10 protein-coding genes and 1 pseudogene are annotated in these 16,916 nt (G+C 56.2%); 8 read left to right on the top strand and 3 right to left on the bottom strand.

Features of this window, described 5'->3' with window-relative positions; genetic code table 11:
* The first annotated feature begins 43 nt into the window (after positions 1-43).
* Positions 44-1,237: a cation:proton antiporter gene (locus K0I63_RS16635; protein WP_220081760.1), complete on the top strand. Its 1,194-nt coding sequence runs from the start codon at positions 44-46 to the stop codon at positions 1,235-1,237.
* An 86-nt stretch (positions 1,238-1,323) separates the two neighbouring features.
* On the opposite strand, the gene K0I63_RS16640 is transcribed toward K0I63_RS16635, so the two are convergent.
* Positions 1,324-5,874 (bottom strand): ATP-binding protein, encoded by a 4,551-nt coding sequence (locus K0I63_RS16640; RefSeq protein WP_220081761.1) that lies wholly within the window; start codon positions 5,872-5,874, stop codon positions 1,324-1,326.
* 120 nt (positions 5,875-5,994) lie between these two features.
* Between K0I63_RS16640 and K0I63_RS16645 the strand changes: the two genes are divergently transcribed.
* On the top strand, positions 5,995-6,906 hold the full coding sequence (locus K0I63_RS16645) for a LysR family transcriptional regulator (RefSeq protein ID WP_011867015.1): 912 nt from the start codon (positions 5,995-5,997) through the stop codon (positions 6,904-6,906).
* A gap of 62 nt (positions 6,907-6,968) precedes the next feature.
* On the opposite strand, the gene blaOXA is transcribed toward K0I63_RS16645, so the two are convergent.
* On the bottom strand, positions 6,969-7,775 hold the full coding sequence (gene blaOXA, locus K0I63_RS16650; RefSeq protein ID WP_220083483.1) for a class D beta-lactamase: 807 nt from the start codon (positions 7,773-7,775) through the stop codon (positions 6,969-6,971).
* Positions 7,776-8,195: 420 nt separating this feature from the next.
* Between blaOXA and K0I63_RS16655 the strand changes: the two genes are divergently transcribed.
* From K0I63_RS16655 to K0I63_RS16680, 6 genes and pseudogenes are all read left to right on the top strand, one after another.
* The gene (locus K0I63_RS16655) at positions 8,196-9,356 is read left to right on the top strand and encodes a PA0049 C-terminal domain-containing protein (protein ID WP_220081762.1); all 1,161 of its coding nucleotides are present in this window, start codon (positions 8,196-8,198) and stop codon (positions 9,354-9,356) included.
* Between the two features lie 72 nt (positions 9,357-9,428).
* Positions 9,429-10,055 carry a SprT family zinc-dependent metalloprotease gene (locus K0I63_RS16660; RefSeq protein WP_220081763.1) on the top strand — a complete coding sequence of 209 codons (627 nt, stop codon included), beginning with the start codon at positions 9,429-9,431 and terminating at the stop codon, positions 10,053-10,055.
* A 196-nt stretch (positions 10,056-10,251) separates the two neighbouring features.
* Positions 10,252-10,986, top strand: coding sequence for an endonuclease (locus K0I63_RS16665; protein WP_398351660.1), 735 nt, complete (start codon positions 10,252-10,254; stop codon positions 10,984-10,986).
* A gap of 3 nt (positions 10,987-10,989) precedes the next feature.
* Entirely contained in the window at positions 10,990-11,721 is a 732-nt protein-coding gene (gene rsmE / locus K0I63_RS16670; RefSeq protein ID WP_220081764.1) for a 16S rRNA (uracil(1498)-N(3))-methyltransferase, read from the top strand.
* A 38-nt stretch (positions 11,722-11,759) separates the two neighbouring features.
* Positions 11,760-12,707, top strand: a complete 948-nt coding sequence (gene gshB, locus K0I63_RS16675; protein ID WP_220081765.1) for a glutathione synthase — start codon at positions 11,760-11,762, stop codon at positions 12,705-12,707.
* 12 nt (positions 12,708-12,719) lie between these two features.
* A pseudogene (locus K0I63_RS16680) lies at positions 12,720-14,036 on the top strand (alkaline phosphatase); the annotation flags it as partial.
* Between the two features lie 401 nt (positions 14,037-14,437).
* Here the strand turns inward: K0I63_RS16680 and K0I63_RS16685 are convergent.
* Entirely contained in the window at positions 14,438-16,915 is a 2,478-nt protein-coding gene (locus tag K0I63_RS16685; RefSeq protein ID WP_220081767.1) for a putative bifunctional diguanylate cyclase/phosphodiesterase, read from the bottom strand.
* Position 16,916: the final 1 nt, after the last annotated feature.

Consider the following 16,916-nt stretch of genomic DNA (forward strand, 5'->3'; position numbering starts at 1 on the left):
ATCAAGATCACATTATCACCACTCTCGGGGAGTCGCGCCTGTTATGGCCATAGATAACTTCGTCTTGTCCCTGTGTTTGATCCTGCTGTTCGGCCGGGTGCTGGGCGAGGTCTTTAAGTGGCTGCAGCTCCCGGCCGTGGTCGGCGAGATCCTGGCGGGGATCCTTATCGGCCCAAGCCTGCTGGGCTGGATAGCCCCCCATGAAACCCTGGCGGTGATGGCCGAGCTGGGGGTGATCCTGCTGCTCTTCTCCATTGGCTGCGAAACCTCCATCAAGCACCTGTTTCAGGCGGGCAACAGCGCCGCCGGGGTGGCTCTGCTGGGTATCGCCCTACCCGCCGTGGTTATCGGCCTAGTGTGCCTGCTCTACCTGGATCTGCCCGGCTTTACCGCCCTCTACCTGGGCTGCGCCCTGACCGCCACCAGCATAGGCATATCGGTGCGGGTGATGGCCCAGGCCAAACAGTCCCAGAGCCAGGAGGGCCACATCATCCTAGGCGCGGCGGTGATCGACGATATCGCCGGGGTGATCCTGCTGAGCCTGTTGTTTAACTTTGCCAGCTCAGGCGAGGTGGGGCTTATCCCCAGCGGCCTGTTGATCCTCAAGATAGTCGGCTTCCTGCTGCTGGCACCGCCCCTGGCGCGCCTGCTGCTGTACCTGTTTCGCGCCGTCAAACCCAAAGAGGAGGAGACAGGATACGAGGCGATAGTCACCATGATCCTCATCTGCCTGTTTGCCTGGCTGGCCCACGCCCTGCACGCCCCCGCCCTGCTCGGCGGCTTCGCCGTCGGCCTGGCGCTCAGTCGCCAGTTTATCTCGCCCCTTAATCGCTATCTGCAAAACCCCTTCGCCTTCACCCACGAAATGGAGGTGGAATCTAAGCCTCTGGTGGATATCTTCGCCCCCATCTTCTTCGTCTATGTGGGAATAAGCCTAGATCTGAGCCAGATAGATCTCGGCTGGAGCGGCCTGTTCACCCTGCTGATGTTATCCTTGCTGGCGATAGTCACTAAGATGATGGCAGGCCTCAGGGTGCCAGGTCACCTGCGCACCAAGGCGATTGTCGGCAGCGCCATGGTGCCAAGGGGCGAGGTGGGACTGGTGTTTGCCGAGATGGGGCTGCAGATGGAGATCATCTCGCCAAAGCTGTTTACCGAGCTGGTGCTGATCATCGCCATCACCACAATTGCCGGCCCCCTGCTACTCAAGTGGGCGCTGGCGAAAGACGATAAATAGCCAGTAAGTAGCGACTAAGCAGAAGCTAAACCTTAGGCAAAAAAATACCCGCCATCAGGCGGGTATTTAGCAGCTAGCATCTTAGATTAGACTGGAGAGACCACGAAGAGTAGCTCGCCCTGTGAAACCTGCTGACCATTGCTGTTCAGGATACGCTCGATGCGGTACTGCTTATCCTCTGGATAGAGCACGGCACCCTGACGGTTGAAGCCAGCCAGTGTCACCTGAGAGAACATCTTCATCGCTTCGGTCAACGCCAGTGTCTGATCCACAGTCACTATGTCGCCTTCCTTAACGAAGTCGGCTTCACCCGGCGCTGGAGAGGTATAGAAGATACCTGCACCCTGAGCCAGAACCTTAAGCTCGTTACTCTCACCCACACGCAGCGACTCGGTATCCACACCTACAGTCTCTGCGGCGGCTTCCATCTCGGCGATCAGCGCTGGAATATCCAGCTCGGCCATGAAGCGTGGCAGGTAGTTAGTGTCGTATACGCCTTCGTTGAAGGTGCCATCTTTCAGGATGCGCGTTAACAATGGGATGTTAGTCGCGATGCCCTTGATCACTACTTGGTTCGCCAGGTAGTCATGCAGCTTGTTGATCACATCTTCACGGCTCTCACCACGGCAGATGATCTGAGCGATCAGGCTGTCGTAGTATGGTGAAACCTCTTTGCCTTCACCGGCGATAGAGATTATCTCGATATCGTCACGCTCTGGGATCACACACTCGGTGATCATGCCAGGATGTGGCAGCAGCTGTAGCACACCGTTGCTGTCCAGTGCGGCCTTCTCGGCAGTCACACGAACCTCGATGGCGTAGCCGATCTCTTGTGGCTCAAGATCTTCGATTGAACGACCGGCGGCGATGTCGAAGCCTGCGCTCACGATATCGATACCTGAGGTCGCCTCGGTCACAGGGTGTTCAACCTGCAGACGGGTGTTCATCTCCATGAAGTAAACTTCGTTGGCATCCAGGTTGTAGATGAACTCTACGGTACCTGCGCCCATGTAGTCTGTAGCATCGCCGAGGGCGCGGGTATATTCCATCACCTTCTGCTTCAGCTCTTCTGGCAGCATGGTAGAACCAGACTCTTCGATCACCTTCTGGTTGTTACGCTGTACCGAACAGTCACGTAGACCCAGTACCTTGGTATTACCAAACATGTCACGCAGCAACTGCACTTCGATGTGACGCAGTGAGGTCACATACTTCTCTAGGTAGAGGTCGCCGTTACCGAAGGCCGCAGCCGCTTCGGTAGAGGTCTTCTGGAACAGAGAGATCATATCTTCTGGACGTTGAACGACCTGGATACCCTTACCGCCACCGCCTTGTACCGCCTTAAGCAGCACTGGGTAGCCGATTTCGTTGGCCACGTTCACCGCCTGCTCGGCATTGGTCAGAATACCGTGGCTGCCAGGTACTACAGGTACATTTTGCGACTGCGAGGTCTTAATCGCGTTCGACTTGTTACCCATAGTCGTCATTGAGTGCACACTTGGACCGACGAAGTTAACGCCGTTGTTCACACACAGGGCCGCAAACTGAGGGCTTTCCGATAGGAAGCCGATACCAGGGTGCAGCGCGTCGACTTGCTCATACTCGGCAACCTTCAATACCGAGTAGGCGTTGAGGTAACTCTCGTCTGAGGTGTTACCGCCGATACAGACCAGCTTGTCGTTTTCGTTCAGCATGTCGGCCGGTACTGAGGTCATGTCAGGATCTGACGCCACCAGTACCACCTTTATGTTGTTGTCGTGTGCCTTGCGGATCAGTTTCACCGCAGTACAGCCACGGGCGTGTACCAGCACCTTGTCGATCGGCTTCATCAGCTGACGCGGATCATCCTGTACCAACTCTTCCTCGGTGATCAACATCTCAGGCACCAGGGTCGAAATGGCGTTACCAATCACATCCACTACCTTAGCCGTTGGCTTAGGCATAAGCGGATCGATGCTGCTTAGCTGATCGTCGATAGTGTCGCTAAATGGGTTGGTGACCAGGGCGTTCATGGCGCCAGGTACCTTAGAAAGATAGTTCGACAGGGTCGAGGTAGAAGGCAGATACGCAGGGACAACCATCTGACCGGCGAACGGCATGTTGGTGCCCGAGAAGTAGTAAGTCTGTACTAACGGGTGAGTCACGAAGCTCGCCTGTGCACCACCGGTACAGTCACCAAAACCAAACATCAATACCGGCAATTCGTTATCACGAACGAAACGGGTAATACGGTCGTTCACTACCGCCATAGAGAAGAGCGCCGCAGCACCTTCTTTGGTCTGCATACCACCAGAGCTGATAAAGCAGATCACCGGCAGCTTACGCTTAGCACATTCGATCAAGAGCGCTGAGAACTTCTCGGCAGAAGCCATATCGAAGGCACCGGCCTGGAAGGCTGTGTTAGACACGGCCACACCGACGCGCATGGTTTGTCCATGGTGCTCGAAGTCCGCGGTACCTGTGATCAGGCCACAAGGACGGATACCCTTGTCTAGCGCGTCTTCGATAGAGAGACGGAAGCCTGGGAAGTTCAGCAGGTTAGCCGACATCTTGTCGCCGTTTAGCTCTTCAAACTCGGTAAAGAACTTGGCAATCACATTTTCCCAGCTCATCTTACCGGCGCGCTTCTCGTCACGCAGTACCTTCTGGATCAGCAGATCCTGATAACCCATGGTCAGACGGTTCCAGAAGTCTTTACGACGACCGATACGCACTGGGTTAATGGCACCCGTGTACTCGCTGCTCTCCTCTTCGCTGGCGAAGTATTCAGGCAGCAGACGCTCGAAGAAGTAGGTCAGGATAACGAACAGAGAGTCGTTAAGCTGAGGGAAACCAACACTCTTCCACTGCTCAGTCTTGGTCAGCAGATCGGCGCGGTTAGACTGAGACATGAAGTACTTCAGCCACTTGTAGAACTTGTTCTTATCGTTAGCGGTATCTTGCTTAGAGATAGCGCGGTCAATAGAGTCATGTAGCAGGCCATCAACCGAGGCGCGCGACAGGCTCTTAGACATCATGGCTTCTTTCGCGATAGAGGCCAGGTTGCCCACGACGTTGTCGTACAGCGCGTTGAAGATCAGGATGTTATAACATTGCCAGATGAAGTCTTCGCGCAGCTCTTCGTGCACGATCACATCCAGAACCGTCAGCTGGTTCAGCTCAGGCCAATCTGCCTGAGTCACCTCGTCTGGAAGGCTCTCTAGATAATGGATCAGCCCTTTGAAGTTATTCTCGGCGTTGCTCTTCCATCTGTGGTACAGCGACCAACCGATGTTGAACAACAGCGCCTTACGGGCCTTCTTATAGTTTTGCTTCGGCTCACCCAGGATGAGACGAGTTAGCATGTTACGCTCGGTAGAGACTTCGTCACGCTTGGCGGTGAAGTTGCTCCACAGCTTGTTCAGCTCTTCGTCGTATACCAGCTTATCTGGGCTCGACAGCCAAGACTGGAACACCTTGTCCTGCTCCTGCTGAATACGCGCCAGCAGATCACCCTCAGGCACACTCACCTTAGACAGGCGACCATATTGCTCCTGTGAGATCGAATGGATACGGCTACGCAGCGTCAGGTAACGCAGGTAACGGTATGAGCTACCAAACAGGTTGAGGTGCATGGTGGGGTTGTTAGCCACCGACAGTTCGGCGTGGTGCTCTAGCGCTTCCAGGTTCTTTGAAGGCTCGAGGAAACGGTGTAGGCTGCGGTCGTAGTGCTCACGCAGATCCTTAGATTCGCGAACAAATTGTACCGCCGCATGCTCAACGGCCTCGATGCTGCTGATGATGGCGCGGCGTAGGTTGTGCTGACGCTCATCCTTGTCAGATGGCGAGAAGTCGATGATGCCATCGATACAACCTGAGGTGTACAGCTCTTCTGGTGACACACCTACCGACTTAGCACACTCCTGCCAAGAGAGGTTGTACTTACGCGCAATGCTCTGTAGACCCTGTGGCTGGATGGTGTTGAAGATACCGTCACGTAGCGACAATAGAATGTTAGCCGCAGCCAGTGGAATAGCACCACCAGAGTAACCGGCACCGATAACGATACCTACGGTAGGTACGTCGACGTTAGCACTCTCGGCAATCGCCTTAGAGATGGTGTGCGCCTGGTTTTGGCTGTTGGCTATCTCACCCGCATCGGCACCCGGAGTGTCGATGAGGTAAACGATAGGCATTGAAAGCTCGGCAAAATGACGAATGGCCGTGCAGGCCGCCAGGTGATGCTCTGGCATCCAGGCACCATTGCTCGTGGTACGTTCCTGGGCGATAAAACCTATGCGGCGAGTGCGAGATCCAAAATTCAGTTCGATCTCGGCACTATAAAAAGGCCCCATATGTTTTTCGACAATTAACTTGCCTTTCAGATCCGCAATCACGCGCTTGGCGCCTGGGCGGCTCTTGTCTAAGGTAGGTTGAATGACTTTGGCCACGTAGCCGTCAACATCCAACTGCTCTAACTCTTTTAAGTTAGCTTGAATTTCATCGTCGCTGAGCAGACCCTTGATCTGCTGTGAAAGGCTCTGCTTACTATGCTTAGGAAACAGAGAAAAATCCTGTGCCAAATGTTCAGCTTGAAGAAAAAGCGGATCGGCTGTTTGAACCTGAGTCGTGTTTGTGGGCTGATTGTTGCTGGTCATCAATAGATCCTCTGCTTTAGCCTCTAAAATTTTTAGCCCATAAATATAGCTTTGTTATAGGGTCAAATGCTATTAAACTGGCTTAGACGCTTTGTTCCATATTTGAGACAGTGATAAATAATGCCAGATTTAAACGGTATGATGCTCTTTGCGGCCGTCGTTCGCGCCAAGGGTTTCTCCCAGGCTGCTCGTAATACGGGCATGCCAAAATCAACCATTAGTCGTAAGGTGGCTCAGCTCGAAGAGCAGCTAGGCGTGCGCCTGTTGCAACGCGATACCCGCAATCTCAGCCTGACTCAGGTTGGAGCGCTTTTTTACCAGCATTGCAGTAGTATTAGCGATGAAATCGAGGCTGCCAAGGCAACCATAGAAAATACACATAATGATGTATTTGGCTCACTGCGCATCGCCATTCCGGTTTCCTTCAGTCAGGAGCTTATCGCCAGCCTCTGTAGCAGCTTCATGCGGCTCTACCCCAACGTGGATCTCGACGTCCAATTTACCGACAGTGATGTGGGCCTAGTGGGCGAAGGCTATGATATCGCCATCAAGTATGGGCCGCTGCAATCCTCAGACTTAGTCGCCCGCCTGCTGTTTGAACGCCAACCCATATTGGTGGCCAGCCCTGGCTATCTCAAGGCCAACGGTACCCCGGCGACGCCCCAGGATCTCAAAGAGCACAGCGGCATACTGCTGGGGACCTCACGTTCGGCCCCCATCTGGCCCCTGGGTAAGGGCGAACGCAAGACCATGGTCAACTTCAAGCGTAAGGTGAGAGTGAACAGCGCCATCATGGTTAAGCAGCTGGTGCTGGACGATTTCGGCATCGCCATGCTCTCTAATTCAGTATGTAAGAACGAGCTGGCCGGTGGCAGCCTAGTGCCGCTACTGCAGGAGTGGCCGATGGAGCCTTTCAAGGTCTATGGCGTCTATTCCAGTCGCCGACAGCTGGCCACCAACATCAGCGTGTTCCTGGATTTCTTCACCAAGCGCTTCAACAGCCACGAGTCGCTACAATCTCTACTCATGTAGCTAACCTCGGCTGATATGAGCCATCTCTGTTGTATGTAGACCATCTCTACTGATATAGGTTCTTACATCCAGCCCTTTGTCTTAAGAAGGTGCTTCACCACCCGCTTACGCAGCGCCAGGTCGCTATCTGAGGTGATATCCATATTCATAGCGAAGAAATAGGTGTTCTCCTCGCGCTCGAGCCAGCCGACCCACCAACCCAGTTTCTGTCCATTACGCACTCCATAGCCCGTCTTGGCCCTTAGCAGCCAATCGCCGTTGGCATCGTTGAGCATCATGGTCTTGACGATGCGCTGGCTGCGCTCGGACACACGCAATTGATTGTGATAAAGACGCCTTAAGAAGTTCACCTGTTCCAGGGTCGAAATAGCTAAGTCACCATCGAGCCAGAAGCGGTCCAGCCCGCCGCCGATATCGGCGTTGCCATAATCGAGATTTTCCAGCCCACTAGCCATACGCTCGGCTCCCAGTTGCAACGCCAGCTTCTGATAGATGGGCACCACGGAATACTTCATTGCACCGATAAAGTTGTGGTCGCGATTCCAGCTGCTGTAGGCGCGCTCAACCCCGTCCCAGGCAAACCGGCTATGCTCATCTTCTACTATCCCTGCCTCGAGCAGCAAAAGGCTGTGAGGGATCTTAAAGGTAGAGGCGGGAATATAAGGATGCCGGCTGCGGGCGGCGTCGTTAGTCAGCAGCTTCCCCTCTTTATCATCTAATAGCACCAGGACGCCTTTCGCCCCCATGGCATCGAATGCCGCCTGTATCTCGCCATCCAGCCTGAGCGGCCCGACCGAAACTTGCTCTGCCACCGGTTTATCAGGCCCAGTTTGAGGTGCTGCCGCCGCGCCGCCAGCCCAACTTAACAGGGCCAGGCAGAGCAGCCCCAGATACCCCAGCGAACAGAGCAGCCGGTAACCTAAGCCAGCACTAAAACCAGAACCTAGACTAGAGCCTAGACCAGAACTAAAACCGGAACGAAAGCCACAACTAAGACCAGACTCCGAGCTAACCCGCATTTTCATCTTCACACCCCATTAAGCCGTATAAAACCCCTGCTTCGAGTCTAGCAACTTGCCCCTGCGCCGTGGGGGCAAACTCATGATGATTTGTGTCAAGAATCTGGCATTTTATCAAGCCATCTCAAGTCTTTATTTGCAGGCAGATGTCGTGCATACTCAGTTGTTGACTATAATAAATTCAAATTGATAACCGCCCTGAGCCATCATTGCCCAACATGCTCCACTGCGAGTGTTGAGGGTGAGAGGTTTTTGCAAAGGAACCATGTCATGCGTAAAACAGCCATAGCCCTGGCGATGACCAGCTTGCTGAGTAGCAGCGCCTTCGCCGCTCTGGATCTCGAAGAACTGCGCCTCCCTAAGGCAACCCAGGCCATGCCCGACGTCGTCAACCGCTATCAAGCCCTGGTCGAGAGCCTGGACGACAAGTATCGCCAGCAGAAAGATGAACTCATCATGACACAGATGGTGGCCCACCAAGGCGAGCGCCTCTGGCAACAGGCCGTGAGAGACGTACAATCCGGTGGTCAGGACGACAGACCCCTCTACTGGAGTCGCCTGGCGATGAAGAAGACCCTTAAAGAGTCTAAGCCCGCCTTTAACATGGCCGACTGGCAGCGCAGCATATTACTCAAGGCGGTAGAGAAATCTTCCCGCGGCTTCAGCGACATCCACTTCGATGACGACAGCCAGATCCGTATTCTGCTCACCGGCTTCGATCCCTTCTTTCTGGATCGCAACATAGATCAGAGCAACCCATCTGGCTTAACCGCGCTGGCCCTGGACGGCTACAAGTTTAGTGTCGACGGCAAGAAGGCCCAGATAGAGACGGTAATGATCCCGGTGCGCTTTGCCGACTTCGATCAGGGAATCATCGAGTCCCTGCTCACCCCTGTCTATCGTGAAAACAGCGTCAACGCCATCTTCACCGTCAGCATGGGCCGTGACGACTTCGATCTGGAGCGCTTCCCCGGCCGTAACCGCAGCGCGGCAGCGCCCGATAACCTCAACGTGCTGACCGGCGCCACGGCCCAGTCACCACAGGCGCCTATGTTCGATGGCAAACCACTCTATGGCCCAGAATTCGTCGAGTTCTCGCTACCTGTCGGCGCCATGCAGTCGGTCAAGGGTAAGTGGAAGATCAATGACAACCACACAGTGACCACGCTATCGAGAGGCGAGTTCGACGCCAGCTCCCTGAGCGAGCTGCAAAACACGACTCAGGTCAATGGCTCAGTCAACGGCTCGGGCGGCGGTTACCTGTCCAACGAGATCTCCTACCGCGCGGTGCTCCTGGGACAGCGTTTCAACAGCGGCATCAAGGTCGGCCATATCCATACCCCAAGGGTGAAGGCCTATGAGGCGGAGACGGAGATGGCGATCGTGGATCAGGTCAAGGAGATGGTCAAAGCCGCGGCAACCCGGCTATAATCACTCCTCCTGAAAACGCCCGCTCTCTTGGCGGGCGTCTATCACCTAACGCCTAGGGCCTGTTGACCTTTCATGTTTCGACGATTGCAATCCCTATTTCACACGCCTACGCCAGAATCATCTAGGCTTAGCTCCAAAGCGTCTAAATCAAGAACGTCTAAATCAAGAACTTCTAGCTCTCCAGCAAATAATGCCGAGCTTAACGAACACCAGCTGCTTATTCTCGAGGCCGTTGAATCTTGCTATCAAACGGCAGAGGGGCAACTTAAGCGCGGCTTTCCCCGCCCCGAGGTGAACTTTAAACTCAGGGGTAAGAGTGCCGGCACCGCCCATCTTCAGCTCAACAAGCTGAAATTCAACCCTGTGTTGCTGGAGGAAAATCTGGATGAGTTTGTCCAGCAGGTGGTGCCCCACGAGATCTGCCACCTGCTCGCCTATCAGCTCTATGGCCGGGTCAAGCCCCACGGCAAGGAGTGGCAGGTCTTGATGGTGAAACTCTATGGCCTCACGCCGAGCACCACCCACAGCCTGAATACCGACTCGGTCGCCGGCCGAACCTTCGACTATCGCTGCCGCTGCGGCGTCGTGCCACTGAGCATTCGCAGACACAACAAGGTGCAGCGCCAAGAGACCCAGTATCGCTGCCGCCGCTGCCAGGAGACGCTAAGCCTCCTGGATGGCATGGGCGGCGAGGTATGATGAATCCGGCTTAACTTGCCTGATCTGAGTCGATTCCCGTAGAATCGGCTTGAATTATGGCGCCATATTCAGCGATACAAGATGAGTGGGCGCCAACACACTAGTCACCACCAAGCCGGCCAAATAGAGAGCGCGGCAGAGATAGGCGACGAATTTTTGTTTTTAGGGAATAGATGTGCTAACTACCTCATTGAGTTTGAGGCCGCTGCTGCGCGGCGCCTTGGCGTTGCTGGCGCTCGGCTTTACCACGGGCGCCCTCGCCTCCCATCCCACCAGTTTTAATCAGGCCAAACAGGTCGCACGCAGCATCTACAGCGAGGCGCTACCGGCCAAGAGCTTCTACTGTGGCTGCGACATCAGCATCTCGGGTAAGCTGTGGCAACCCGATTTCGAGCGCTGCGGCTATCAGGTACGTAAACAGGAGAAGCGCGCCAAGCGCATCGAGTGGGAACACATAGTTCCCGCCTGGGAATTTGGTCATCAGCGTCAATGCTGGCAAGAGGGCGGCCGCAAAAACTGCGGCAAGACAGACAAACAGTTTAAGAAGATGGAGAGCGACCTGCATAACCTGGTACCCGCTATCGGTGAGGTCAATGGCGATCGCAGCAACTTCCGATTCAGCCAGTGGAACGCCAAGGCTGAGCAATATGGCCAGTGTGCCATGGTGGTCGACTTCAAGGGCAGAAAGGTGGAGCCCCCCAGCCAGACCCGCGGTCAGATAGCCCGCACCTATCTCTATATGCAGCAGGCCTATGGCCTTAAGATCGCCAAAAGTCAGCTAAAACTGTTTCAGGCATGGGATAAAAGCTATCCAGTTGATACTATTGAGTGTCAGAGAGACGCCGCCATCGCGGCCAAACAGGGCAACCACAACCCCTTTGTCCAGGCCCAGTGCCAAAAGCGGACAGATACCCAGCGTATCGCGGAGTAATGCATGAGAATTCCAAGGATCTATCAGCCCGGCAACTATGACCTTAACCAGCAGTTGATGCTGGACGAGGAAGCCGCCGGCCACGTCGGGCGCGTATTGCGCATGGGCGCCGGCGAACAGCTCGAGCTGTTCAACGGCGATGGCCACAACTACTTGACAGAGATCGTCGCCGCCAGCAAGAAAAATGTCGAAGTGCGGGTCCTATCCAAGGAGGCGAACGACAACGAGTCGCCCCTCAACCTGCATCTGGGTCAGGTGATCTCCCGCGGCGATCGCATGGACTTCACCCTGCAAAAATCGGTCGAGCTGGGGGTCAATACTATTACCCCGCTGTTTTCCGAGCGCTGCGGCGTCAAGCTGACCGGCGAGCGTCTGGAGAAGAAGATCCAGCAGTGGCAGAAGATAGTGATCAGCGCCTGTGAACAGTCTGGCCGCAGCACGGTACCAGAGGTGAGACCGGCGATGCAGCTCGACGACTGGTGCGGCGAAGCCACCCAGGCGCTTAAACTCAACCTGCACCCCAGGGCCGAATATGGCATCAATGGCCTGGTGATGGAGACCCCAAGGGTGCGTCTGCTGATCGGCCCCGAAGGCGGCCTGTCGCCCCAGGAGATCGCCATGACAGAAACCCATGCCTTCACCGACGTGCTGCTCGGCCCCCGCGTACTGCGCACCGAGACCGCTGCCCTGACGGCCATCAGCGCACTGCAACTTAAGTTTGGCGACCTGAGCTAAAAGGCTCGGCCCTTAGCATTAACAAAAGGAAAGATGAGATGATAAAGCTTGGCATAGTGATGGATCCCATCAGCGACATTAACATCAAGAAAGACTCCAGCTTCGCCATGTTGATGGCGGCGCAGTCGCGCGGCTATCAGCTCTATTATATGGAGATGCAAGATCTGGCCATGGTGAACGGCGTGGCCATGGGTAACATGCGTCGCCTCACGGTGAAACAAGATCCTCAATCCTGGTACCAACTGGAAGAGGCCGTCGATACGCCGCTGGCGGATCTCGACGTGATCCTGATGCGAAAGGACCCGCCATTCGATACCGAGTTCGTCTACGCCACCTATATGCTGGAGCGCGCCGAGGAACAAGGCACGCTTATAGTCAACAAGCCCCAGAGCCTGCGCGACGCCAACGAGAAGCTGTTTACCGCCTGGTTCAGCGAATTTACCCCAGACACATTAGTGACCCGCGATGCCCAGCGCATCCGCGCCTTCTATCAGGAGAAGGGCGATATCATCCTCAAGCCGCTGGATGGCATGGGCGGCAGCTCTATCTTCCGCGTTAAGGCGCAGGATCCTAACCTAGGGGTGATCATCGAGACCCTCACCAACCATGGCCAGCAATATGCTATGGCCCAGGCCTTCATTCCGGATATCACCGCCGGTGATAAGCGCATCCTGGTGGTAGATGGCGTACCTGTGCCATACAGCCTGGCGCGCATTCCCCAGAAGGGCGAAACCCGGGGTAACCTGGCCGCCGGTGGTCGCGGCGTCGCTCAGCCCCTGTCTGAGAGCGATTGGGCCATCGCCAACGCCATCGGCCCAGAGCTGAAGAAGCGTGGCCTGATCTTCGTCGGCCTGGATGTGATCGGCGACAAGCTCACCGAGATCAACGTCACCAGCCCGACCTGTATCAGAGAGATCGAGGCCGCCTTCGACGTGGATATCACAGGCATGCTGATGGACGCCATCGAAGCGCGTATTGCCCGTTAATCTGGAGCCAAGATGAAACTAACCCGCTTATGTTCCCTCCTCTGCCTGGGTGCCGCGCTGGTATCGGGCAACCTCTGGGCCGACAACCTGCTCGGCCCGCAGACAGCGCCTAGCCGTCCCAAGAATATCGTCATCATGGTGGGCGATGGCATGGGCCCGGCCTACACCAGCGCCTATCGCTACTATCAGGACAATCCCAACACCCAGGAGATAGAGCAGACGGTATTTGACCGCCTCTTGGTGGGTAACGCCAGCACCTATCCGGCGCCCGTCAGCGGCTATGTCACCGACTCGGCCGCGGCCGCCACCGCCCTGGCCACAGGGGTGAAGACCTATAACGGCGCCGTGTCGGTAGATGTCGATAAGCGTCCCATCCCCACCCTGCTGGAGCAGGCCAAGAAGCGCGGCATGAGCACAGGCGTGACAGTGACCAGCCAGATCAACCACGCCACCCCTGCCGCCTTCTTAAGCCACAACGAGAGCCGCCGTAACTATGAGGCTCTGGCCCAGAGCTACCTGACCACAGATGCAGACGTCATGCTCGGCGGCGGTCAGAAATATTTTTCTGACAAGCTGATCAAGCAGTTCGAGACCAAGGGGTATCGGGTACTCAAGGATGCAGCCCTGCTGGAGGGTGTAACCCAACCTAAGGTGATGGGTCTGTTCGCCGAGGTACAGCTTCCCTGGGCGATCGATGAGCCGGAGGCCAGACGCCTGAGCACCATGACCGCCAAGGCGCTGGAACTACTCTCCCAGAACGACCAAGGCTTCGTGTTATTGGTGGAAGGCAGCCTGATAGACTGGGCCGGCCACAACAATGATATCGCCACCGCCATGGCCGAGATGCATGAATTTGCCAGCGCCATCGAGGTGGTCGAGCAATATGTGCGTCAACATCAAGACACTCTCTTAGTCGTCACCGCAGACCATAACACCGGCGGCCTCTCTATCGGCAAACAAGGCGAGTACCGCTGGGACAGCCAGATGCTGCGCCAGATAAGTGCCAGCCCGACACAAATCGCTAAGCAGGCATTGGCTCAGGATGAGTGGCAGGGCGGCGTGAGCGGCGCCCTAGGTTTTACCCCGAGCGATGACGAGTTTAGCGCACTGGATAACGCCAGAATGCAGGGCGAGCAGGTGCTTACCACCCAGCTTAAGAAGCTAATTGACCAGCGCTCCAACACAGGCTGGACCACGGGCGGTCATACGGGTGTGGACGTACAGGTGTTTGCCGCCGGCCCGGCCTCATCCCTGTTTGCCGGCCATCAGGACAACACGGATATCGCCCAGAAGCTGATCAGCCTGCTGCCTAAAGCGGCTAAGACTAAGCCAGAAGCTAAACAGACTCCAGCCAAGCCACTAGAACCTAAGGCTGCCAAGCCTGTAGACGTTCTGCCACTAGATGCCGAGCCAGAAGCGGCGCAGCAGAAAACAGAGGTGAAGGTTGAAGCAGAGGTTAAGGTTGGGAGTAAGGCCAAGGATCTCATCGACTCACAGGTATTGCCGAAAGAAGATGTAAATCCGGCTACGGACGTGAAACCGGCCACCGAGGGTCAGTCTGCCGCCAGCGACTCTAACGCTAAGAAGATGGAGGCTAAGGAGATGGACGCCAAGCAGGCTTTGCAGCAAGCAGAAGATCTGCTTAGCGAGGGCGCCGAGAGTCAGTCTGCCGCCCCCGTGTCTCAGGTAGACAATCAAGACTAAGTGCTACTTTTGACTAGCTTCTCTCGTTAGCTCCCCTGCCTCGCCAACTTAGGCTGGGGAGCCTGGCTGATGGGCCACAGGCGAGTCTCCTCTATCTCCTGCAACACCTTAAATACCGACGCCACATCCAGTGGCCGCGAGAAGTAATAGCCCTGACCTAGCTCGCAGCGTTGACAGCTGAGGCACTCCGCCTGCTGCTGAGTCTCAATCCCCTCTGCCACCACCTGACGCCCCAGATTATGAGCCAGCTCGATCACTGTGGTGATGATATGGGCATCGGCCTCACCATCGAGCACATTGGCGGTGAAACAGCGATCTATCTTCAAGAGATCGAAGGGCAGCTGCTTGAGATAACTCAGCGAAGAGTAACCGGTGCCGAAGTCATCGATGGCAATCCTCACCCCCAGCGCCTTGAGCGCCGCCATGGCCGCCATGGCCTGCTCTACCTGCTCGATCACGCTCTCCTCGGTCACCTCAAGCAGCAGAGATTGGGCCGAGATCTGCTGTGCCTCCACCTCTTGGCGCACCACGTTCAGGAGGTCAGGGGCCAGGAAGTGTTTGGCCGACAGGTTGACCGCGATATAGAGCTCGGGCCAGCCCGCCGACTTTAGCTGGGCGACTAACTCCGAGGCCTTACGGATCACATAGTTACCCACCTCGATGATCGCCTCGCTATGCTCGATATCGGGAATGAAATCCCCCGGCATGATGAGGCCACGCTCGGGGTGGAACCAGCGGATCAGCGCCTCGAAGCCGCGCAGCCTACCCGAGGGCAGCTCGACTATAGGCTGTAGGAAGAGCACCAGTTGCTCCTCGTTGATGGCCGCGCCTATGCTCTGCTCTATCATGAGGCGGTTATTGGCCTGATGCAGCATCTCCTCGCTGAACACCCGATAGTTGCTGCGACCGGCACTCTTGGCCTGATACATGGCCAGATCCGCATGCTGAATAAGCTCCTCCGCCCTGAGCTGTGAACTGTTGCAGTAAGCCAGGCCAATACTGGTGGTGACGATCAGCTTGTGACTGCCCAGCACCACGGGATGTTGCAGGGCCGAGAAGATCCTGTGGATCACATTGCTCACCTCCTGCTCGTCACGCACCTGCCTGAGCAAGATAAGAAACTCATCGCCCCCCTGACGAAATACGGTATCCATCTCGCGCACGCTGTTGGTCAGCCTGGCGGCCACTATCTTGAGCAGCTCATCCCCCTGAATGTGCCCCAGGGTGTCGTTGATCCGCTTAAACTCGTCGAGATCCAGGAACATGAGCACCACACAATCTTCCTCGCTGGCGATACAGGCGATGGCGGTCTGCAGCTCATGGTGCAACATGGCCTTGTTGGGCAGACCCGTCAGGGTATCCAGCATGGCGAGCCGCTCCAGCTCGTGGGTGTACTCGTCCACCTCATTTTCCATCCCCTGCATGTTGTCGGCCAGCTGACGGGTCGCCAGATGGATCAGGTCCACCTCGTCGGGAAACCAGGATGGCTTTCTCGGCAGGCTGGTGCGCACGCTGCCAAAGTCGTGGTCCGCCAACAGGGGCAAGAGGCTGGCATGGCGCGCCAGGCTGACGACTGGCGACCAGGCCACCAACAGCACCAGACCGGCGGCCAAGATCAGCCCTACCAAGAGGGTGCCCACCATCCCCAGCTGAAAGGTAGAGAGCATCTGCTGCCATTGTTCCAGACTCATCAACACCACGATCGCCGGGGCGTTTTCCACCTTATCCAGGGGGAAGGACCAAACCGCCCAGTGGCTGCCCTGATAGCTGTAGATGCCTTCTCCGAGGGAGATCTGCTGCCAGGAGTAGCTACCGGCCATGTGACTCAGCAGGGCGAAGCTGCTGGGGCGGTTGCTGATACTATAGAGGTGACGCCCCCACAGGGGCCCTGGCTCGGCGCCGCGAGACTGGGCTCCTAACACCGCCAGCTCGATCGACTTGTCGGTACGAAAGTGGCTGATCACCTCCGTGAGTGCCGACTCGAAGAAGAACAGATGAGGCTTGCTGTTCACCAAGGTCGGTACCAGCACCTGGATCACGCAGTCCTCGACACACACCACCCTGGAGGTGAGTTCATAGGAGGCCTCGCTCTGCATCAGCCACTGGAGATCGTCCTGAGAGTGTGGCTCGCCCGCGTGGGCCAGTCGTTCACCGTTTAGCTGATACAGGCCGAAGCCCTTGAGATCCCAATAGAGCTGTACGTCGGGCCAGTCCTCGCTCAGCAGTAGCTGATAACCCTCGGCGCCATCATCGCCCTTGGCATTGGCCACAAACCCAAGCTGCATCGCCGCCTGCAGTGAATGTTCCACCGCCGTACTCATGGAGAAGGAGAGACTCTGGGCCAGCTTGTCCCGCTGGGCCTCCAGTAACATCTTCTGCTGGTTCAGTAGCTGCTGGTAGGCCAAGGTACAGATCACCCCACCCACCAGGGTCAAGATCAGAATCACCGCGATAAGGAGTTTCCATTTGATACTCAAGAAGCGATTGGGGTGATTCACTATCATG

The organism is Shewanella rhizosphaerae (assembly GCF_019457655.1).
GTDB lineage: Bacteria > Pseudomonadota > Gammaproteobacteria > Enterobacterales > Shewanellaceae > Shewanella > Shewanella loihica.